The organism is Streptomyces sp. NPDC093109 (assembly GCF_040701725.1).
Taxonomy (GTDB): domain Bacteria; phylum Actinomycetota; class Actinomycetes; order Streptomycetales; family Streptomycetaceae; genus Streptomyces.
On record NZ_JBFBEZ010000018.1, the window covers coordinates 120,252 to 140,951 of the forward strand.

At 70.8% G+C, this 20,700-nt stretch carries 11 protein-coding genes, 1 pseudogene and 2 CRISPR repeat arrays (1 of these 14 cut by a window edge); of the genes and pseudogenes, 2 read left to right on the plus strand and 10 right to left on the minus strand.

The window, feature by feature from the left end; genetic code table 11:
• Nucleotides 1–23: 23 nt before the first annotated feature.
• The gene (locus AB0389_RS19335; protein ID WP_366396629.1) at nucleotides 24–476 is read right to left on the minus strand and encodes a DUF6197 family protein; all 453 of its coding nucleotides are present in this window, start codon (nucleotides 474–476) and stop codon (nucleotides 24–26) included.
• A gap of 74 nt (nucleotides 477–550) precedes the next feature.
• The gene (locus AB0389_RS19340) at nucleotides 551–1,282 is read right to left on the minus strand and encodes a DUF2786 domain-containing protein (protein ID WP_366396666.1); all 732 of its coding nucleotides are present in this window, start codon (nucleotides 1,280–1,282) and stop codon (nucleotides 551–553) included.
• Nucleotides 1,283–1,795: 513 nt separating this feature from the next.
• On the opposite strand from AB0389_RS19340, the gene AB0389_RS19345 reads away from it, so the two are divergent.
• Together AB0389_RS19345 and AB0389_RS19350 are read left to right on the plus strand one after the other, a co-directional pair.
• On the plus strand, nucleotides 1,796–2,281 hold the full coding sequence (locus tag AB0389_RS19345) for a hypothetical protein (RefSeq protein WP_366396630.1): 486 nt from the start codon (nucleotides 1,796–1,798) through the stop codon (nucleotides 2,279–2,281).
• Nucleotides 2,271–2,906, plus strand: a complete 636-nt coding sequence (locus AB0389_RS19350) for a hypothetical protein (protein WP_366396631.1) — start codon at nucleotides 2,271–2,273, stop codon at nucleotides 2,904–2,906. The genes AB0389_RS19345 and AB0389_RS19350 overlap by 11 nt, the downstream gene beginning before the upstream one ends.
• A 325-nt stretch (nucleotides 2,907–3,231) precedes the next feature.
• Nucleotides 3,232–6,489: a CRISPR direct-repeat array (repeat unit 28 nt; unit sequence GTCGGCCCCGCGCCCGCGGGGGTGTTCC).
• A gap of 597 nt (nucleotides 6,490–7,086) precedes the next feature.
• On the opposite strand, the gene cas2e is transcribed toward AB0389_RS19350, so the two are convergent.
• The 8 genes and pseudogenes from cas2e to cas3 all read right to left on the minus strand — a co-directional run bounded on the left by cas2e (nucleotide 7,087) and on the right by cas3 (nucleotide 17,219).
• The gene (gene cas2e / locus AB0389_RS19355; RefSeq protein ID WP_366396632.1) at nucleotides 7,087–7,365 is read right to left on the minus strand and encodes a type I-E CRISPR-associated endoribonuclease Cas2e; all 279 of its coding nucleotides are present in this window, start codon (nucleotides 7,363–7,365) and stop codon (nucleotides 7,087–7,089) included.
• 272 nt (nucleotides 7,366–7,637) lie between these two features.
• A pseudogene (gene cas1e / locus AB0389_RS19360) lies at nucleotides 7,638–8,552 on the minus strand (type I-E CRISPR-associated endonuclease Cas1e); the annotation flags it as partial.
• Nucleotides 8,553–8,555: 3 nt separating this feature from the next.
• Complete coding sequence (gene cas6e, locus AB0389_RS19365) at nucleotides 8,556–9,389, minus strand: type I-E CRISPR-associated protein Cas6/Cse3/CasE (RefSeq protein WP_366396633.1); 834 nt, start codon at nucleotides 9,387–9,389, stop codon at nucleotides 8,556–8,558.
• 5 nt (nucleotides 9,390–9,394) lie between these two features.
• Entirely contained in the window at nucleotides 9,395–10,279 is an 885-nt protein-coding gene (cas5e, locus tag AB0389_RS19370; RefSeq protein WP_366396634.1) for a type I-E CRISPR-associated protein Cas5/CasD, read from the minus strand.
• A complete protein-coding gene (gene cas7e / locus AB0389_RS19375) occupies nucleotides 10,276–11,430 on the minus strand; it encodes a type I-E CRISPR-associated protein Cas7/Cse4/CasC (RefSeq protein WP_366396635.1) in 1,155 nt (384 codons plus the stop codon). Before cas7e ends, cas5e begins: the two co-directional genes overlap by 4 nt.
• Before the next feature lie 151 nt (nucleotides 11,431–11,581).
• Complete coding sequence (casB, locus tag AB0389_RS19380; protein WP_366396636.1) at nucleotides 11,582–12,202, minus strand: type I-E CRISPR-associated protein Cse2/CasB; 621 nt, start codon at nucleotides 12,200–12,202, stop codon at nucleotides 11,582–11,584.
• Nucleotides 12,203–12,269: 67 nt separating this feature from the next.
• Complete coding sequence (casA, locus tag AB0389_RS19385; RefSeq protein ID WP_366396637.1) at nucleotides 12,270–14,039, minus strand: type I-E CRISPR-associated protein Cse1/CasA; 1,770 nt, start codon at nucleotides 14,037–14,039, stop codon at nucleotides 12,270–12,272.
• A 174-nt stretch (nucleotides 14,040–14,213) separates the two neighbouring features.
• Nucleotides 14,214–17,219, minus strand: coding sequence for a CRISPR-associated helicase Cas3' (cas3, locus tag AB0389_RS19390; RefSeq protein WP_366396638.1), 3,006 nt, complete (start codon nucleotides 17,217–17,219; stop codon nucleotides 14,214–14,216).
• Nucleotides 17,220–17,406: 187 nt separating this feature from the next.
• Nucleotides 17,407–20,700: a CRISPR direct-repeat array (repeat unit 28 nt; unit sequence GTCGGCCCCGCGCCCGCGGGGGTGTTCC); it runs 1,919 nt beyond the window's last position.

Consider the following 20,700-nt stretch of genomic DNA (forward strand, 5'->3'; position numbering starts at 1 on the left):
GACACGCTTAATTAAACCATGTTTTAATCTCCGGGACAACCTCCCCCGCAGCGATCGCCGCCACTCCGGTAGACGTGCGCGGCAGCTCGGAGCACCGCGACGGCCTCGCCCGCCGTACGGCCGGGCTCGTTCCCCCAGCACCACACCATGAGGCAGCGATACGAGTCCTCCATGAGCCCCAGCTCACGCCACCGACGGCCCTGAACGGGCCGCTCGTTCATGTGATCGCTGAGCACGACGAGCGAATCCATGAAGGTGCCGTGGAAGACCTCCCACGCTTCCTCACCTGCGGACTCGCTCGGCCTGGCGGCTCGCACGCTCCGCTCCCACGCGTAGAGGACGGTGCAGGGGGCGGCGTCACTGGCCTCGCCGGGCTGCCAGAGCTCGTCCCCCTGATACAGGCCGACGCGTTCGATGTGGTCGGCGGCGGCCGTGAGAATGCGGGCGGGCGTGGTGGCGGACGTTCGGAACGGCATGGTCGTACTCCTGGTGAGTGAGGGGGCGGGGGCGGTTGGGGGCGGCGGACCCGCCGCCCCCAACCGAAGGATGTTCAGGACGAGATGGCTCCGAACGCGGCGCGCCCGATCCGGCGGCCTCCGATGTCCGCGCGGCTCCCGGCGGCCCAACCGGCCCCGTAACCGTTGCCGGTCATCGTCGTCCGGCCTCCGCTCCGGGCTCGCGGGTATGCCTGCCGATACGTGCGCTCGACCACGGCCTTCCGGTCCGCCAACACCAGCGCGGCACTCCGGCCAGTGACGGCGGTCTCGGTACGGGCCTGCTCGCGCGCGCCCCGCTCCGCCTCCTCGATCCGGTCGCCAACGCGATTGATGAAGCCGAGAAGCCAGGACCGGCGCCACGCGCGCACGCCGCTGCGCACGGGCACGCCCTGGGCGGCAAGGCCACCGTTCATCTGGAGGAGCAGGGAGGTGTAGAGAAGCTCGACCCGCTGAAGATCGGATTCGTACCCGAAGATGTGCACGCGGCGGGCCGGTCCGTCCCCGTCGCGCCCGAGGTGGATGAGCTGGCAACCGAGCGCGAGAGCTATCCGGTTGATCAGGCGCACGCGCTCCATGGCCCACGGATTGTCCAGAACGATCTGCCGGTCGCCCGGAGCGTCGCTCGACGGGTCCCCGTCGCTCAACATCGCCTGCTCGACGCCGTACTTGGCCATCATCTCGAACGCCCGCTTGCGGGCCAGCTCGGCTTCCGCCTCGGGGGTGCGGGTGTCCTCCGCCTTGGCGAGCAGGGCGCGGATGGTTTCGAGCTTCGCGGGGGCCTTCATGGTGCTCACGTTTCGTTCTCCTGGCGAGAGAGGTGGTCGGCGGCCGGTCGGCCCGCCGCTGCCGGTCGGGGTGTTGCCCTCCCCTTCCGATATGACTAATTAAACCATGTTCAAGGAGTCGAGTCAACTCACCTACGGGCCCTGACCTGGTGTTTTCCCGCGCCACCGACCCGCACCCGCCCGGCCGGGCCCGGCCACAACGGGCCCGGGCGGGGTTCCCTCCTCGGTCGGACAGCTCCGCCGTACCAGGGTTCCGGGCGCGGTGTCCTGGCTCGCGAAGCGACCGCGTAGCGGCTCGGCCTGGACGCCGTGTCCGGGTTCCTGGTACGCCCCTTGGGGTGTCCGGCCGAGGAGGGAACCCCGCCCCCACCACCCGCACCACAACGCGCCCGCACCCAACCAACCAGCCCCCACCCCCTCCGAGAGAGGACCCGCCAGAGGCAAGAAGTCTTTACGGCCGGCACCCTCCGCCCGGTTCGAAATGTCCGCGGCCCCATGCCTACGGTGCGCGCGATGAGCAGTGATTCCGAACAGAACTGGGGGCAAGGTGTGAGCACGACTCCGGCAGCATCGGTGAGCGCGGCAGAGCTGCGGCGACGGGTCCGCGCCGTCGAAGCGCTCCAGGCGAAGACGCGGGAGATGGCCGCGGCAAACGTGTTGACCACCCGCGAGACCGCGACAAAGGCAGCACGGGCGAAGGACGACGCCGACATCGCCGCACGGGAGGCCGCTGCCGTAGCTCTGCGGCTGTTCGACAACGACGCGGAGCTGGTCTCGGAACTGCTGGACGTGCCGGCGGAGGAACTCGAACGCGAGGCGAAGCCTGTTACCGCGGCTCGCGCGAAGAAGATCATCGAAGTGCTACGGGCCCACGCCGAACGCCCGCGCTCCAGCCGACCGCGTAAGCCTCGGACAGAGGCAACAGCCCCGTCTCCCCCGGCCAGGGAAACCCCGGCCCCGGTTTCCACGCGGGACGACAACCGGGCTGATGTCGCCTGAGCCCGACCTCGGCCCCGGACTCTTCCCGCTCGCGGCGGTGAACAGGCCCGGACCCGCCCCCGTTGATGAGCAGCTTGCCCTCATCGGTAAGCCAACACCGGTGCGGATAACGGCGTTTGAGTGGGCGGCCTGGCTGGCCGACGAGTCCGTACAGGCCCGCTACTGGGCCAAGGTCTACCGCACCTCGTCAGCCAAGGACTGCTGGTTCTTCCTCGGCGGAATCTCCAGCACCGGCCACGCCACCTTCAGAGCCGCCTCACGCCCGGGCAGAACCCGACGCGGCACGGTACCGGGCCACCTGTACGGCTACCAGCTCGCCCACGGCGTCATCCCCCGCCTCGGCTGGGGCACCGACAGCCCAACGGTCTGCCACACCTGCGACAACCACTCCTGCCAGCAACCCACCCACCTCCGCCTCGGCACAGCGGCGGAGAACCGGGCCGAGTGGCTGGCCCGCCGCAGAAACCCGGGCAGTCCCCTCGCCGACCTCCGAGGCCCCGCCGGCCGCTCCCGCGCGATCGGCGCCGCCATCCGCGCCGGGCACTCAGCCGGCGAGAACGAAGCGGACATCAGCCGACGCATCGAGAATGCGTCGGCGGCGGGCAAGCCGCTGAGCCTCTGGTGAATAGTTCTCTCTGCGCAAAGAGACCGAGCCACCGATCAAAGGCGATTACGATCGCACGCCGCTCCAGTCCGCCACCACGACAAGCCCGCTTACACACAACCGCACCGACCGCGCAGAAGCCCGCGTCCCACCGGGCGACCAAAGCCCAACTCTGCTCGGTTCAGTAAGGTGATGATGTGGTCTTGAAACACTGGCACTAAAACCTGAGGGATCGAGCCAATTGCTCCTACCGACCGTCCGCCAACGGAGCCTTGATCGACTTCTCAAGCCGATCCCACTGAATAAAATCAGGGCCTCCTGCAGATAAAAAACCAGGTCAGCAAGTGTCGGCCCCGCGCCCGCGGGGGTGTTCCGGCGGCCACGCGTGCCATGTGACGGTGGGCGCCGTCGGCCCCGCGCCCGCGGGGGTGTTCCGCCCGGCGGCCCGCACGCCGATCCCCGGCACGAGTCGGCCCCGCGCCCGCGGGGGTGTTCCTCCGGCCCTGATCCACGTCACCTTGGAGGACATGTCGGCCCCGCGCCCGCGGGGGTGTTCCGCCGCCACCGCCAGGAAGAACGCCGATGCCGAGGTCGGCCCCGCGCCCGCGGGGGTGTTCCACCCGGCGGACGGCCCGCTGTCCTCGTGATGCTGTCGGCCCCGCGCCCGCGGGGGTGTTCCCTGATCTCGCGGGCGGACGAACGCAGCAGGGGAGTCGGCCCCGCGCCCGCGGGGGTGTTCCCTGCCCCCGTCCCTACCCGGGCAGGCCCAGAACGTCGGCCCCGCGCCCGCGGGGGTGTTCCGGAAATTCGCACGGTCCACACAAAAGGTCGCTCGTCGGCCCCGCGCCCGCGGGGGTGTTCCGGCAGCACGCGAGGCCCGCGAGGGCTATCAGCGGTCGGCCCCGCGCCCGCGGGGGTGTTCCGCGAGGCTACGCCCTGTCAGCGAGTGATCACTGGTCGGCCCCGCGCCCGCGGGGGTGTTCCGCGGGGCACGCCCGCCGTATTGCGCACCGGCGTGGTCGGCCCCGCGCCCGCGGGGGTGTTCCCTCGCCAGACGGCCCGCCGCCGCCGCGCCCGCCGTCGGCCCCGCGCCCGCGGGGGTGTTCCCTGCTCGCGTAGTGCGGCGTGCTCTGCCTTGAGGTCGGCCCCGCGCCCGCGGGGGTGTTCCTTGTACGGGCCCCGTGAGAACAGTGAACGGGGAGTCGGCCCCGCGCCCGCGGGGGTGTTCCGGAGTCGTCCCGCGAGATCAGCCAGTACGTGGCGTCGGCCCCGCGCCCGCGGGGGTGTTCCGATCGAGGACCACCTGCTGACCGAGGGGTCGCAGTCGGCCCCGCGCCCGCGGGGGTGTTCCTCTCGTAGTCGACCCACGCGCCGCACCCGGCGCGTCGGCCCCGCGCCCGCGGGGGTGTTCCGTCGGCGCCCTGGTGGTGGCGGCCGGAGCACGGGTCGGCCCCGCGCCCGCGGGGGTGTTCCCGACCCGGACCGCCCGCACACCTGGATCGTCGTGTCGGCCCCGCGCCCGCGGGGGTGTTCCGGTCACGCGGCCGCAGGCCTGGCCCGGCTTGGCGTCGGCCCCGCGCCCGCGGGGGTGTTCCCCGACTACCGCCGCCCCCGGGCGGCATGGAGGCGTCGGCCCCGCGCCCGCGGGGGTGTTCCCGCGAGCGGCTCATCGAGCTGGAGTCGCGGCTCGTCGGCCCCGCGCCCGCGGGGGTGTTCCGATGGCCGAGCTGGTCATCTGGGTCCGTGGGCTCGTCGGCCCCGCGCCCGCGGGGGTGTTCCTCTCGACAGACGAGGAACAGAAGCGGCTGTACCGTCGGCCCCGCGCCCGCGGGGGTGTTCCGTGCGGGTTCCCGTCCATGTCGTCCCCGTTGGGGTCGGCCCCGCGCCCGCGGGGGTGTTCCCAGCCCTGCGTAGCTTCGGCGTTCGCGTCGAGGGTCGGCCCCGCGCCCGCGGGGGTGTTCCACACCATCTCGCCACCCACCACGGCGTTCCCACGTCGGCCCCGCGCCCGCGGGGGTGTTCCCCTCGTCTGCCTCATCCGGCCAGCCGGCCACACGTCGGCCCCGCGCCCGCGGGGGTGTTCCCCTCGTCTGCCTCATCCGGCCAGCCGGCCACACGTCGGCCCCGCGCCCGCGGGGGTGTTCCGCGCCCCGTTTCTCGAGGGCCGCTTTGCACCCCGTCGGCCCCGCGCCCGCGGGCGTGTTCCCCGTACTCACCTCGGTGGCCGACGCGGTCCCGCGTCGGCCCCGCGCCCGCGGGGGTGTTCCCGTCTGACCTGGGGGTGTTCGTTCGTTAGGACCGTCGGCCCCGCGCCCGCGGGGGTGTTCCGGGATCACGGAGTGACGCTCGCGATCCAGGCCGGTCGGCCCCGCGCCCGCGGGGGTGTTCCGGCTTGCCAGCTCCTCGACCAGCGGGTCGAAGTGTCGGCCCCGCGCCCGCGGGGGTGTTCCTACAGCGTCTTGGTGTCGACCGTACGAGGCGGGGTCGGCCCCGCGCCCGCGGGGGTGTTCCCCACGCCGGGGCCGGGGACCCCGCCGTCCTCCAGTCGGCCCCGCGCCCGCGGGGGTGTTCCCCCGGTGACGCCTCGCGCGGTGAACCGGTCGAGGTCGGCCCCGCGCCCGCGGGGGTGTTCCCTCCGAGGACACCGACTGAGATGATCCTGCTTCGTCGGCCCCGCGCCCGCGGGGGTGTTCCTGCGCGCAGGGCCTCGCTCAGTTCGTCCACTTGGTCGGCCCCGCGCCCGCGGGGGTGTTCCGCGACCCTTGACCTTGCTGTGTGCTTCCACCACGTCGGCCCCGCGCCCGCGGGGGTGTTCCGGCGTGGGAGCTGCTCGACTACGTCGCCGCCGGGTCGGCCCCGCGCCCGCGGGGGTGTTCCGACGGAGGAGGCGCCGCCGGAGCAGGGCAGCGCGTCGGCCCCGCGCCCGCGGGGGTGTTCCCATGCTCCTCACACCCGAGGGCACGATCGCGGTGTCGGCCCCGCGCCCGCGGGGGTGTTCCGGACGACATCGTCCCTGGTGATCGTCCGCACCCTGTCGGCCCCGCGCCCGCGGGGGTGTTCCGGCCGGCGAGGTCGCGGGCAAGCTCTGGGCCGGGTCGGCCCCGCGCCCGCGGGGGTGTTCCGACATGCTCGCCACCGCGAAGGAGCGGCTGAACGTCGGCCCCGCGCCCGCGGGGGTGTTCCTCGGCGCCCGCGTGCCCAGCCTTCCCGATGGGTGTCGGCCCCGCGCCCGCGGGGGTGTTCCCATGATCGGCGGCGTCCTCCAGACCGAGCAGCGGTCGGCCCCGCGGGGGTGTTCCCCGCTATGCGGCGTAGCAGCGCGCATCATTCATGTCGGCCCCGCGCCCGCGGGGGTGTTCCTTCGGGGGTGGGCCACACCGCCGGAACGATCAAGTCGGCCCCGCGCCCGCGGGGGTGTTCCGTCGGTGTCGGGGAGGGCCAGGTCGAGGTCGGCGTCGGCCCCGCGCCCGCGGGGGTGTTCCCGTCACCCTGACCCACACCGCCGCCGAATCCGTGTCGGCCCCGCGCCCGCGGGGGTGTTCCCTTGGTCCAGCCGAGGCGCCGTTCGTTCTCCTGGTCGGCCCCGCGCCCTGCGGGCTCCTGTCTCTTTCGTCAAGGGACAGGGGCATCAGGCGGCGGGGGACCGGTTAGAGGTGCCTCTGGGCCCAAACAGCAAGGATGCTGACAGCGCTGGTTCCAACGCCGTAGCAGGCCCCCCGGAGCATCTGGATGGTAACGGTCCGGCGGTGGACGCGGACCAAGCCGAAGAGCCGCCTCATGATCCTGATGACGTTCTGCAAGAAGGAGTGAGCAGAGCTGCGGTCCATGGTCATCCTTTCCATGTAGGCCACGTGTACCGAATGACCTGATGACAGGGGCACATCGCCCCGTTCGTCATGCTCAACGACGGAGGACTTCACTCGGACACGCCCCAGAAAGGATCGACGAGGGAAACACGAAGGCCGTCCGCACTCAGAGGTGCGAACGGCCTTCACTGCTTGCTACGGAAGTCACCCCCGCCGCTGCGGGGCCAGAACCGATGTGACATGGCACGCCCAGTCATGAGGCCAGGGCAATCCCCGCACATGCAGGGTCACAAGAACCGGCTGGGCACCGACGAAATCTCAGCGAAAGACTACGCCGGGTATGAAGACGAAGACGCCCGCGTGCCTGTGCGCCCGCAGCCCGGACAGCGATACGGTCACCGGCGGTTGCGGGCCGAGAGGATCAGGCCATCGAAGTCCACCGGCCGCCAGCGGTCCCGGCCGGCTGTCCGGACGGCCCAGCCCTGTTCGTTGGAGGCCGGTTCGATGAGGACTGCTTGGCCGTCGCCGATGCGTGTGGCGAGGAGTTCCCAGAGGCGGTCGCGGATGCGGCGGCTCGGGTTGCCGACGAATACGCCGGCGTTGACTTCGACCATCCAACGGGTGAGGTGGCCGCGGAGCCCGTCGGGAGCGGCGATCAGGACGATGACGGTCACGAGGTCTGCTCCGGAGGTTCCGGTGATTCCGGTGATTCCGGTGATTCCGGTGATTCCGGCGGTTTCGGGAGGCCTGGAGTGTTAGGAACCTCCGGTGATTTTGAGGGCTCCGACGAAGATGGAGCCTCGAACTCCGGTCCGATGATGGTGATGTGCTGCTCGCCCATGCCAGCCTCGGTCAGTTCCGGCGAGGCGAGTCCATCCGGTTTCACTTGATCGGTGGGTTCGGCCGAGGGGGAGGCCGCCGACGAGTCGTGCGGCGCGTCGGCGGCCCAGTTGACTCCTGCTGCGACCGATCCGAGTCGTTCGTCCCACAGTTCGCTGGTTTCCGGGGTGTCGAAATCCGTGCCCGGTGGATTCAGTAGTGCCTTGACGTCGTGCACGATGCGGCCGAGGAGCTTGGTTTCGGCGATCTGGTTGCGGAGGCCGATACGGGCATCCCGTTCATCGGTGAGTCCTCGGGCAGCGAGGTCGAAGGCGAGGGGAAGAGTGTACTCAGCCTTGTAGAGGTCGGCGATGTCGAGAACGAAGGAGATCGCCGAGCCGGTGTGCACGAAGCCGAGTCCGGGGCTCGCGCCGAGCCCGACGATGACCGCATGGCAGATGCCGTAAAGGGCCGCGTTGGCCGCGGACAGCAGGCGGTTGAGGTCGTCGCCTGCGGCGAAGGCATCTCCGGCCTTGTAGACGCGGCCGTCCCAGGGCACACCGCTGCGGCGGGAGTGCTCCTGGTACAGCTTGCGGAAGCGGGCGCCTTCGCGGCCTCGGAGCTGCTGCATGGTGGATTTGGAGACGTCTTCGCCGGGGAAACGCATGCCGTACATGGCGCGGGCGACGTTGAGGCGTTCCTTGGGCCGGGTGATGAGCCATGCCTGGCGGTGGAGGAGGCCGGCGCTGCGGCTGGGGCCAAGTCCGGCCGCGTACATGCGTACGCCCTGTTCGCCGACCCAACAGACGGTGGTGCCGGAGTCGGCGAGGAGGCGGATGGCTCCGTGGGTGACGCGGGTGCCGGGGCCGAGGAGCATGACGGCGATCATGGCGGCCGGTACGCGTACGGTTTCGCGTTTGTTGATGATGACGACGGCGTTCTCGTCGCGGTCGAGGTGGCTTCGCTCGACGTAGACGCTGGATACGCGGTCCACGATGCGGTGCAGGTCGTGCGGATCGGCTTTCCACCAGGGATCGGCCATGGATCAGTCCTTCTGTGCGGGGAGGGGTGCGAGGGTGAGGAGGCCGCAGCCGTATGCCTTGGAGGGGCCGATCCCCTCCAGGAGGCGGGTAGTGAACGCCGTGGGATCGGTGATGCGGAGACGTCCCTCGAAAGTGGCACTGTGGAAGGTGACGCGGGGGCCATTGCCGCCCTTGGTGAAGGAGTGGCGCTGACGGTCGGTAATACGGACTTCGCGGAGTGGGTTGATGTCCCGGGCCCGGGGTGCCTCCTGCACATCGAGCGCGGTGTCCGGATTCGGGATGTCAAGGCCGGGAGCCGGGGAATCGAGGCCGGAGGCCGGGGTGTCGGTGCGGGAGGCCGGGATGTCGAAGCCCCAGCGGTCGGTGCGGTCGAGGAACCAGCCGAGTTGGGCGGCGACGGTGCGGTGCCCGAGGCGGAAGCCGCGTTCGCGCTTGCTGTCGGTACGGGCGGCCAGGCGGGCGGCCTGGGCGGGGGTGGGGGTATGGGGTGCCTGGGTGTTCTGTACGGGGCTGGCCGTCAGGCGGAAGGCGAACTCGCGTCCGGCGGCGATCTGCCGGAGGAGGGGAGCGTAGTCGCGGACGGCCGCGTGTTCCCCGTCGGCGTCGGGCCAGCCGGCCTGCTCGACCACGTGTGTCCAGTCGGGCTTGGAGCTGGTGAGGACGAACAGATGGGGGCGGTGGGGGTTGTCGGCGTCCAGCCGCCACAGGACGCGCTCACTGCCCGCGGCGCCCGGCACACCCCCCATGACGGCACCGTGCATGGCCCGGGGGTTGGCGAGCAGTAGACGGCTCTGTGCCCGGAGCGGGTTGACGCGGATACGGGAGAGATAGGTCATGGCCATCACCAGCCCAGCAGGGCGAAAGGGTCGTGTCCGGCTTCGTCGTCCGAACCGTTGGGGTCGTCGTGGTTTCCTGGAAAGCCGGTGGGAATGCTCAGCCAGTCGTGCCGTACGCGTCGGCTGGTGAAGGTGCGGGCGTGCGGGTGGAAGGAGACGGGGGCGTCGTGGAGGATGTCGTCCCCGTCCGGATCTTCTACGGTGACGGCGCGGTCCACCCGGGCCGGGTAGAGGGAGCGGCCCAGATTGCGCTCGCGCCCCCGCTGGGCGGCGTACTGTTCGCGGGCCCGTCGGGACGCCTGCCAGGGCTCCTCCCGCAGCACGTCCTCGATGCTTCCGTCACGCACACCGCAGGAGACCGGCTGGGTGGGCGGGCACGAGCGGCGGCCCAGGGCGAGGGGGAACGCGGGTGCGCGGACCGCCAGGTCGAGTGTGGTGAGCAGAGGGCGTGGGCCTGCCACCGCGGCGAGGAACACCGCGTCCTGGAGGTAGTAGCGAATGGTCACATGGGTGTTCTTGGCGGGGGAGGTCGGCTTCTGGATGCCCTTCGCGTTCACACCGGCCTGGGGTAACGGGCGGCCCCGGTAGTCACTGACGGTGTGGTAATCGCGCAGCAGGGTTCCGGGCTGGTCGACACGGATTCCCAGGCGCAGGGGGAGGAGTTCGTCGAGACCGTCCTCGCGGGCGAGTCCGGAGGCCGCGGCAAGCAGGCCGATCACACCGGACTTGGTGGGTTCCGGGTTGGTCTCCCGCCGGTTGAAGGCGCTGCGTGAACCCCATGACTGGAGCGGACCGGCGAGGCGGAGCAGCAGCACCGCGTGGTCCTGGTCCAGTGGGACGGGCGGCGATACCAAGGACGGCGGTGGCGTGGAGGTGGGGGGTGGCATCATCGGGCGGCCTGCTTGAGGGTGTCGGTCAGGTGGGTGCGCAGGCCGCTGAGGAGCTGAGGAAAGGGGAGTGCTTCGCCAAAGGTGTGCTCCAGCACTTTGGCGGTGTCGCCCGTGGCGGGAAAGGAGTGGCACAGGGCCGTGAAGGCGGGGGTGTCACCCCAGGCCTTGACTGCCCTGGCGTGCTCGCGGGCCAACTCGGTCGCGGAGGCCGCCGCGAGTCCCGAGGATCCGGTGACCGGTTCCTCGAAGGCGGAGACGAGGTTGACGGGCTGGTCGGACCGTACGGTGACGGCGACGAGGCTGGGCAGGGTTCGGTTCGCGAAGGAGTTTCCGTATCCCGAGGGCATGGAGCGTGCGAAGGAGGTCATGAACTCCTCGACCGCGGTCACAGCGGCTTCCTCGTCGGTGAGGTTCTCCACGAGCTGGTGAAGGCCGACGGACGCGTAGCGGTAGAGGGTCGCGGAGTTGAAACCGATGGTGCCGATCATTCCGGCACCGGTCTCCTCTCCCTTCTTCTGTTCGTCGTCCACCGCGGTGAAGTAGTCGAATTCCAGCTCGACCGCGTGGGTGGAGAGCGCGTGGGCGACCTGGGTGGCCGCGTCGACATTGAGCGCCGGCATGTCGGCGACCATGCGCCCGAAGAGGGCGACATCCACGGGGTGTCCAGTGCTGAACTGCTTCTGGACAGGCAACTGCTTGATCTCAGAGGCCAGTTCCTCGTCGTCCAGGGCAATGAGTTCGGCGGCCCTGTCCTTGACCAGGCCCGCGACGGAATCGAGCTGGCGGCGGCCGTAGAAGAACAGATAGGCGGTGTCGCCCTCCTTCTTGCCGGCGCTGATCTTCAAGGGCTCCAGGAGGGCGCCCGCCAGACGGGTCGCGTCCTCGGTTTCCAGGTCGGTTACGGAGACGATCCGTTTGGCGAGCGCGCCGCCAATCCGCCGGGTACGGGTGGCGAGGTCCTGCTGGGGAAGGCGCTCGGTGAAGTGGGTCCGGGTGGCGCGCTTCCACGCCTGGGAGGAGACGCGTGAGCGGCGCACCCCGCCGAAGTACGCCTCCTTGGGGTTGCCCTGGTCGTCCCGGTTGAGGTTGGCCGGGGGCACGGTCTGCAGGATGTGAACGTCGATGTAGGTGCGGGACGCGGGCAGCGCCATGGGTCCTCCAGCGGTTCGGTCAGCGTCGGTGTCAGTAGGTACGGGAAACGGGCGGCCCTGGCGGACCGCTGTGGGTGAGGCGATATAGGCGCCGAAGTCGGTCGCCGGAGCCGGGTGTCAGCGTGTCCGCTCGCCGAAGGCCGCGGCGCGATCAGCGTGCTTTCGCCGGGGATTCCTTGTCGCTGCGGGCGCTCCACGCGTGATAGGCGAGGCCCCAGTCCCGGCGGACGCTCTGCCGGGACTCGGCGTAGTGCCAGCGCTTGATGTCCTGGAGCAGGCGGTCGTAGTCGAGCGGCTGTTCCACGGAACGGAGTTGTGTGATCAGTCCACGCAACCGGTAGACCAGAGCGGTGACGGACGAGGTGTGAACCGCCGCGGCGACTCGGCGGTCGACGGCCTCCTCACCGAAGCGTTCACTGCGGTGCAGCGTTCGCAGTGCGGTCCCCACGTGAATACCGGGCTTGTGCATGGGGCGGCTCTGACTCTGCTGGTGCAGGCCGTAGAGCGACAGGGCCGCGTGTTCGGCTTCCAGTTCTGGCGTTACCTTCCCGTCGACGGGGCTGGTGTAGAAACGCCAGAGTGCCGGTACGGTGCCGGCTGGTCGCCCCAGGCCGGAGCGCAGTGCCGCCAGGTCCTCGCCGGGCGGGCGCATGGGCGTCTTGACCACCGGCTGCTTGTGCCAAGCGCCGTCGCTGTCCACGCGTTGCGCCCAGTAGCGGCGGATGTTGGGGGTGGTGACACGGGTAGTGTCGGTCTGTGGGGTGGCGGACACAGCGGTCCCCCTTCGGTCAGAAGGCCAGCAGGTGTGAAGTGGTGCCGGGAACGCGCGGCGTCATGGTTCACCGGCCCTTGCGCGGTGCCGAGCGGCGTGTGAGGACCGCGTCGAGACGGTCCCGGAAGTTCTGCTCCGCGGTACTGAGCCGGTACACGTACTCCTTGCCGTCCCTGGTGACCGAGCGGCCGGTGAACAGAGTGGGCGCGGCGGTGGAGAAAACCTGCTCGGCCACCTTCCACGTTGCGCGTCCGGCTTTCTCCTCCCATGCCTCAAGCCCGCGCTCGGACTGGTCGAAGTCCTCTCCTGCCTTGCGCAGCCCGGCCAGCAGGCGCCGCACAATCGGGTCGAGGGCGTGCAACAGGGTGTCGCCGGGGCGCTGTCCCTTGTCCCAGGGGATCGGTTCGCTGCCTGCGGCCCGCCGAAGATCCCCGGAGAGGTTGTTGACGGCCGCGGCCAACTTCTCTGCCTGCTCCACAGCAGCCAGGAGCGAGCCGTAGATGATGCCGTCCGGGTCCAGTGCGGCCAGCGGCAGCGGGATCCGGTCGAAGAAGACGTCTTCGATGACGGCGGACTGGTTGCCGTAGGCGATGCCGGTCAGCTCCACCTGGAGCGGGTACGTCTCCGGCATCCGGTCGACCGTGTCGCTGAGGGAGCTGAGCAGGACACTGGAGCGGAAACCAGCGCGGGTGGCGGTCGCCTCGTAGTCCATGGTGGCGCTCTCGACCGCCAGCAGGGCTTCAAGTCCACGCCAGGCTGCCCGCCCCGGTTGATGCCTGCGGGGCCGCTCGGCCGTCGGCGCCGCGGTCTTGCCGGCCTTGCCGGTCTTCTTGGCGCGAGATGCGGGGCGGTCTCTGATCCAGGTGGTGTGGGGCTCGTCGGCGGGCGTCGAGGTGAGCCGGTCGCCGGCTGCCACGACGACTCGGGTGACCCGTGTCCCGGCCGGGGTCTCCTCGGGGATCAGTCGGATACGCCGTGACTGCCAGGTCCACAGATCCAGCAGTCCGCGAGCCGGCCGTGTCTGCCATGCGGGGGTGGCACACGACAGGGTGTCTTCGACCCTGCCTTCCTTTGCGCGCCGGAGCCACTGCGGCAGGTCGTCCGACAGAGGCGCTTGCCCGAAAGGGATGTTCAGCAGAAGGGTCTCGTACACCGTGCTACCCACCGGCATGACGACGCCCAACTGGCCCAGTGGACCAGTCGGGTTGCCCGTCGTCTTCCCTGCTTTCGCCTGTGGGTCTCCGACGACGCCGGTCTTGATGGCAGCCGTGTCCCAGCAGTGTGTGTGCACGAGCCAGCGGGCGGCCTGCGCGGGGGTCAGCTCCAGCGGATCTCCCTCCGTGCGGGAGGAGAACAGCGGCACGTTGTTCCCGGTCGCGGCCGTCGCGACGAGGAGGGCCGATCCCTTCGTCTCCCCCTTGGCCGTGTGGAGTCCGGCGACCTGCCCGAAAGGGTCAGCGGCGTCGAACAGGTCAAAGAGATGACGGTGATCGTCCAGATAGTCGGTGAGCTTCTGACTCTGCTCCGGGGTGAAGGCACCGGCCTGGAACATTTCCGCCCACTGGGCGGCATCCGTCGGCCGGCCGAGAGCGTGCACCACGATGGGCAGCAACAACTGGCGGAAAATTGCGGGCTTCTGAGTCGGTAGATCGACCACGAGGTCCTGTAATCGATCCGCCTTCAGAAGAAGACGACGCAGCCCGATCTCCTCAAGCACACCGAGATTCTGAGAGCTTGGCTCCGCGGAACCGTCCAGGACCCTCGCGGGCAGCCATGGTTCATCCAGCAAATTGAACAACTCGGTTCCCCCAAGCACCTTTCCCGTCTTAGGACGCATAAGCAACCCTACACATCAGCAAGCAACTTGAGAGGAAAAGCGATAAGCCCGAATCATTGGCCAAAGGTTCGCCAATGATTCCTACCGACCAGTATTCCGGGCGGTCCTCTCCCCCCGTTCTCTCCCCGCTCGCTCCGCGGAACGCGGAACGCTGAGAACCCGTTCCGTCTCCCGCTATCTCCCGGGCCGCCCGGCGGGAGCCCTCTCCTCCACCAGCCCCAGGTCCTGCTCGTAACGCACTGCTCGATCGGCGAGAACCGTCCCGTATCCGGAGTCGAGGACGAGTGCCGGGCTGTATCCGAGCCGCGGGTGACCGAGCCATCCTGGCAGTGGAACGAGCTCCTGAGCCGCAGCCGCCGTATAGCGCGGCGGAAGTCTCACCGTCCCACCGAGGACCTCCTCCAGCAGTTCGTCCGGAACGTCCCCGTTCACCGTCAGGGAACGCCCCGCCAGGGTCCGGTACGTCTCACCGTCGTGAACCACGACGATGACCTCCGTACTGGCCTCGCCGTCACGGACCACCGCGTCCAGGTCCGTGTCACGGCCCGCACCCGGAACCGAGGAGTAGTGCAGTCCGGACAGGGTCGTGCCCTCTCTGTCACCCCGTCGGGTCAGGAGACAGTCGGCCGCGTTATCAGCCCGCCGCCGCTGCTCGTCCTCCCACCGCAACCGAGCTGACGCCGCGTCCTCGCGCCACGCCTGCGGCATCCCGTCCTCGCCCTCCCCGTAGCCGGCCGCGACCAGTTCCGGAACCTGCGCCGGAATACGCCAGCCGTCCCCAGCCGTGAACAGCAGCGCCGCCGCCCTGAGAAGTAGGTGCCGCCCGTAGATGAACTCGGACCCGCCGAGAAACCGCGGTGCGGGCCGCTCCAGTGCCGTCGTACCGTCTTCAAAGCCCGTGACCTCGCACGCACCGTCCGCGCCGGCGAATCCAGTGATCACCACACGAGGTCTGGCCAGCCGCCCGCAACGCCGAGTCGCCTCGTGCCGGTGCAGACGGCCGACCCGCTGAAGCACCAGGTCGATCGGGGCAAGGTCGGTGATGAGGAGATCCGCGTCGACGTCGAAGGACTGCTCCGCGATTTGAGTAGCGACCACGATCAACCGCGCCGGTCTGCTGGGCGGCAGGCCCTTCTTCGCCGCGCCGAGCAGGCTCAGGCACTTTTCCGTACGGTCAGCTCGCGGTCCGACGGCGATGCGTCCGTGCAGCAGAAGCACCTCGTCACCGAAACTCTTGCGGAGTTCGGTATACAGGGACTGCGCGCGGTCCACGGTGTTCCGGATCACCAGCGCGCACCCGCCGTCGGCAAGCTCGCGGCCGAGGTACGCGGCAACCGACGCGTTCGTCTCGGCCTTGATCGCTTCCCTCTTTTCGTACGGCGTCTGCCGGCCGGGAATCGTCTCCGGCATGAACCCAACCGCGACGGAAAGATCGTTGCGCCAGCCGGCACAGTCCTCGACAGCGAACCGCGGACCGGAGCCGTCGGGCGCCAGCCACGCTGCGCTGACCGACGGATACCCCAGCGGATCGGGCAGGCCCTCGGCCGTGAACTCCTCTCGGGACACGGCACCGGCGAGATAGGCGTCGATCAGCTCACGGCGCTGCCGCGGCGGAAGCGTCGCGGACAGCAGAACCACCGGAACACCCGCCTGCCCCAGCCAACGCAAGCCCTCCTTGAGGAACTGGGACATGTAGACATCCGCGGCGTGGATCTCGTCGAGCACCACGACTTTGCCGGCCAGCCCCGCCATACGGAGCATCACATGCCTGGTCCGGGTCGCGGCGAACAGCAACTGGTCGATGGTCCCCACCACGAACGGACACAGCAGCCCCCGCTTCGCGCCCAGGAACCACTCCGCTGGTCCACGCGACGACGGCTGATCCGGCAGACCCGCTCGCGCGTTGGCGCCGCTCCCGCAGTACGGATCGCCGTCCCCGTAGAGGTCGTCGCCGTAGAGGTCGTCGCCCTCACACTCGCCGTACGCGTCGATCCCTCCGAACCTGGCCTCGGAAGCCGAGTCGGCACCTGGATCGAGCAGTTGCCGCCATTCCTTGTTGAACATCCGCTTGCCATGAAGCAGGGCAACCTGAGAGTCCAAGCCCTCGTCGACCATGGCGACCCACGTTCTTACCTGGCTGAACATCGGGTCGCTGGTGGACTGTGTCGGCATCCCCACGAACACACCATCTGCCCCGAACTTCGCCGCCAGGATCTCCGCCGCCAACAGCGCGGCCTTCGTCTTCCCTTCACCCATCGGCGCCTCGACCACCAGCAGCCCGGGGGCCTCCATCCTCCGCGCCGCCTCCATCACCATCCGCTGCGACGGACGAGGACTCTGCCCGAACCGATCACCGAACGCCTCCGGCCCCGGCTCGGCCAGACGACCCCACCCACCACGCAGGCCAAGCGCCTCCCACGCCAGTCCGGCGCGCACCCGTGCGTTGTCCAGGGTCACCTTCGCCAGGACATCGACGCCCTTGAAGTGCCTCTCGTCGCTGGCGATCCAGTCCGCCATCACAATGAGCCCGCTCAGATGTAACTGCGCCGCCCGCGACGGAACCCGGCACGGCTCCACCTCAGCCAGGTCGCCAAAACCCAACTCCTCGGTGAAACGCTCTACCAACGCCAGCTGGACTTCGGGCCAACGCCCGCTACCGGCCAACTGCCCCCGCGCCTTACGCGCCGGCTGGGTGATGGCACGGCTGGGGAACGCACCGTGGTGCCCCGCCACCAACGGCCAGACCCAGGAGACCTGTTCCTCGCACCAGCCACCGCTCGGCAGCAGTTTCTGCAGCAGATACCCACCAGCTCGGTCATGCCGCCACTTACAGTTAGCGATAGCCGCCTCGGACCAACCGAGCCCGGCAGCACGCACCGCCTCAGCGCCCTTCACCCACATCCGCTGGAAAGCCGGCGTCGCCTTCCCACAGTCATGCACCCCGCACAACCAGGAGAGCAGACGCCGCCCCTTGCCCGCGCCTCCTGCGCTCTCATCCAGCATTCGCTTGGTGGACGGCGCCAGGAAGTCGTCCCACATACGTTCCGCAACCGCAGCTGTGTCCAGGAGATGCGACAACAGCAGGTTCATCGTCCCGCCGGCCTTCTCTTCGGACTTCCCCCACAGCACGCCGAGAAGATCATCGCAACCGCTACCGGATTCAACGCCGCTGCGGGACACCCCGCCCCCGTCCACTCAGTTCAGTAAGGTGATTGGGCAGCGTAAGTGGCGGCACTGACAACGAGTGGGGAATCGAGCGCAATTGTTCATTTCTGACGCTTGTCGACTGCTCCTCGTTGAACGCTTCAGGTCGATCCCACTGAATGAAAACGAAGCCTTCTCCAGATAAAGGACCAGGTCAGCAAGTGTCGGCCCCGCGCCCGCGGGGGTGTTCCGGGTGGGCGCGGCGGCGGAGTGGCAGACGGTGGGTCGGCCCCGCGCCCGCGGGGGTGTTCCTCGGCATCCATGACAGTACAGAGTTACGCCACAGTCGGCCCCGCGCCCGCGGGGGTGTTCCTACCGCCCCGCTGAAGCCCTCCGCGCTCACGCGGTCGGCCCCGCGCCCGCGGGGGTGTTCCCGGCTGCTGGGGTTCCGGTGCGCGGGAAGCCCGGTCGGCCCCGCGCCCGCGGGGGTGTTCCGCGCGGGTGGTACTACCGCTCTGCTGACCGGATGTCGGCCCCGCGCCCGCGGGGGTGTTCCGGTGCTCGGAGCCCTTTTCGGTGGCGTGTCGAAGTCGGCCCCGCGCCCGCGGGGGTGTTCCGCCTTGCGGTACCGGCTGCACCTCTCGGTATGAGTCGGCCCCGCGCCCGCGGGGGTGTTCCACCCCAGGTCAGACCGGCATAGGCAAAGGTGCAGTCGGCCCCGCGCCCGCGGGGGTGTTCCCTGATAGCGTCGCGATATCACCAGGATTTCCGCGTCGGCCCCGCGCCCGCGGGGGTGTTCCTGCCGACGGCCCCCCCGCCAAACTTCATCCTGTGGTCGGCCCCGCGCCCGCGGGGGTGTTCCCCACACGCTCTTCGTCGTGCCGCCCGCTGACGCGTCGGCCCCGCGCCCGCGGGGGTGTTCCGAACCTCCGGTCTGTCGCTGACGCGAACCGCGAGTCGGCCCCGCGCCCGCGGGGGTGTTCCGCGCCGCACCAACCACGCCGGGAACATCATCAAGTCGGCCCCGCGCCCGCGGGGGTGTTCCGGATGACGTCCCGCCGGATGCGGTGGGGTGGTAGTCGGCCCCGCGCCCGCGGGGGTGTTCCCGCGCCGACGACGGGGCCATCATCCGTCTAACGGTCGGCCCCGCGCCCGCGGGGGTGTTCCGTCATGACCGACCAGCACACCGAGGACGCCACGGTCGGCCCCGCGCCCGCGGGGGTGTTCCCCGAGGCCATCCCGACCATCGCCGCAGCCGGGGGTCGGCCCCGCGCCCGCGGGGGTGTTCCTTGGCGCCGCAGCTCCTCTTCGATCGCTTCCTTGTCGGCCCCGCGCCCGCGGGGGTGTTCCTGTATCGGCGATAGCGTCGCCCATTTCGTCGGAGTCGGCCCCGCGCCCGCGGGGGTGTTCCGGCGCTCGGCTGGACAGTCGCACCGTGGCGCGGGTCGGCCCCGCGCCCGCGGGGGTGTTCCGCGCATCGCCCAGATCGACAAGATCTTCTGGGAGTCGGCCCCGCGCCCGCGGGGGTGTTCCGGTGAACAACACCGGGCGCGCGGTTGCCGTCCGGTCGGCCCCGCGCCCGCGGGGGTGTTCCCCCCTGCTGCACCGGCGACGACGGGATGTGCGAGTCGGCCCCGCGCCCGCGGGGGTGTTCCTCTGCTGTGATTCGCGCGACTGAATTTAAAGCGGTCGGCCCCGCGCCCGCGGGGGTGTTCCGCGTCTCCCTTCAGGCAGCTCAGACCCGAGTCAGTCGGCCCCGCGCCCGCGGGGGTGTTCCCTGGACCCACCCCGACAACCCGTTCTTGATGGCGTCGGCCCCGCGCCCGCGGGGGTGTTCCGCCGCCGCGCGCGCCCGCCACGCTCTCGCGGAGGTCGGCCCCGCGCCCGCGGGGGTGTTCCGAGCCGTCACGCGCTGAGCCGGTGGATCGGCAGGTCGGCCCCGCGCCCGCGGGGGTGTTCCCTGCTGCTCGTGCCCTTGTGAGGGATGCCGTCAGTCGGCCCCGCGCCCGCGGGGGTGTTCCGCTGTTCGGCGCGCACTCGCCCGACGACATCGAGTCGGCCCCGCGCCCGCGGGGGTGTTCCTCTCGGAGCAGGGGCGCGGCGGCTTCCCGCGCGGTCGGCCCCGCGCCCGCGGGGGTGTTCCTGCCTTCATGCTCTCTCTCCAATGCCGACAGCCGTCGGCCCCGCGCCCGCGGGGGTGTTCCGCCAGGATCCGGGGCATGTTCTGAGGGAGCGCGGTCGGCCCCGCGCCCGCGGGGGTGTTCCGACCGCGTCCGCGATGTCGGCGGCGACGCGGGGGTCGGCCCCGCGCCCGCGGGGGTGTTCCCGGCGGACGGGTATCCATCTGGGCGCGGAGCTTGTCGGCCCCGCGCCCGCGGGGGTGTTCCATACTGCTACGGCACGGCGGACACGGCCTGGCCGTCGGCCCCGCGCCCGCGGGGGTGTTCCCCAGCTCCCCGCCCTCACCCTCAACTACCTCGCGTCGGCCCCGCGCCCGCGGGGGTGTTCCCACAGACGGGCCCGCCCACCGCTGGTACGGACGGTCGGCCCCGCGCCCGCGGGGGTGTTCCCACAGACGGGCCCGCCCACCGCTGGTACGGACGGTCGGCCCCGCGCCCGCGGGGGTGTTCCCACACCGCTGATCCAGATCACCGCGACGTCCGAGTCGGCCCCGCGCCCGCGGGGGTGTTCCGCCTCGGGACCGTCGTCGCAGAACAGCCCAGCGGTCGGCCCCGCGCCCGCGGGGGTGTTCCCCGGACCAGCTCGGGGCCGCGCTCGCCCACCCAGTCGGCCCCGCGCCCGCGGGGGTGTTCCCTCAGGGCCACCGCCGAGGCCGCTCTCCGGCCTGTCGGCCCCGCGCCCGCGGGGGTGTTCCGGTGCCGCGGTAGTCGTTGAAGTCGACGTCGAAGTCGGCCCCGCGCCCGCGGGGGTGTTCCCTCCCGCCAGCACTCCGACTCGTCGGCCGGTGGGTCGGCCCCGCGCCCGCGGGGGTGTTCCCTGGCTGTCGTCGGTTACTGCCCCCCAGCGAGCGTCGGCCCCGCGCCCGCGGGGGTGTTCCCCCTCCGGTCGCTGGTCAAAGTTCATCTGGCGAGTCGGCCCCGCGCCCGCGGGGGTGTTCCGTGCTTCCGCGATTCGCTCCACCCGCATGCGTGGTCGGCCCCGCGCCCGCGGGGGTGTTCCCCTTAGCGAGCCATTGCCGGCGGGCCCGGGAGTGTCGGCCCCGCGCCCGCGGGGGTGTTCCCGGCCATCGGTTCCACCCCTTCCGGCGCTGATCGTCGGCCCCGCGCCCGCGGGGGTGTTCCGCAGGGCGCCGTCGACCGCGCGCGTCGCCGCCTGTCGGCCCCGCGCCCGCGGGGGTGTTCCGTTGTCGAAACGGAGTTGCGGGCTGGTATTCGTGTCGGCCCCGCGCCCGCGGGGGTGTTCCGCCGTCGGCCCACTCGGCCCGGTGCTCGGGGTGGTCGGCCCCGCGCCCGCGGGGGTGTTCCCGTGGTCGATGTCCTGTCCCCCGCGTGCGCCC

What these genes read in the sequence shown, in the direction of transcription:
- AB0389_RS19335 (WP_366396629.1), bottom strand. Translation starts at nt 476, where the DNA reads ATGCCGTTCCGAACGTCCGCCACCACGCCCGCCCGCATTCTCACGGCC.
- AB0389_RS19340 (WP_366396666.1), bottom strand. Translation starts at nt 1,282, where the DNA reads ATGAAGGCCCCCGCGAAGCTCGAAACCATCCGCGCCCTGCTCGCCAAG.
- AB0389_RS19345 (WP_366396630.1), top strand. Translation starts at nt 1,796, where the DNA reads ATGAGCAGTGATTCCGAACAGAACTGGGGGCAAGGTGTGAGCACGACT.
- AB0389_RS19350 (WP_366396631.1), top strand. Translation starts at nt 2,271, where the DNA reads ATGTCGCCTGAGCCCGACCTCGGCCCCGGACTCTTCCCGCTCGCGGCG.
- cas6e (WP_366396633.1), bottom strand. Translation starts at nt 9,389, where the DNA reads ATGACCTATCTCTCCCGTATCCGCGTCAACCCGCTCCGGGCACAGAGC.
- cas5e (WP_366396634.1), bottom strand. Translation starts at nt 10,279, where the DNA reads ATGATGCCACCCCCCACCTCCACGCCACCGCCGTCCTTGGTATCGCCG.
- cas7e (WP_366396635.1), bottom strand. Translation starts at nt 11,430, where the DNA reads ATGGCGCTGCCCGCGTCCCGCACCTACATCGACGTTCACATCCTGCAG.
- casA (WP_366396637.1), bottom strand. Translation starts at nt 14,039, where the DNA reads ATGCGTCCTAAGACGGGAAAGGTGCTTGGGGGAACCGAGTTGTTCAAT.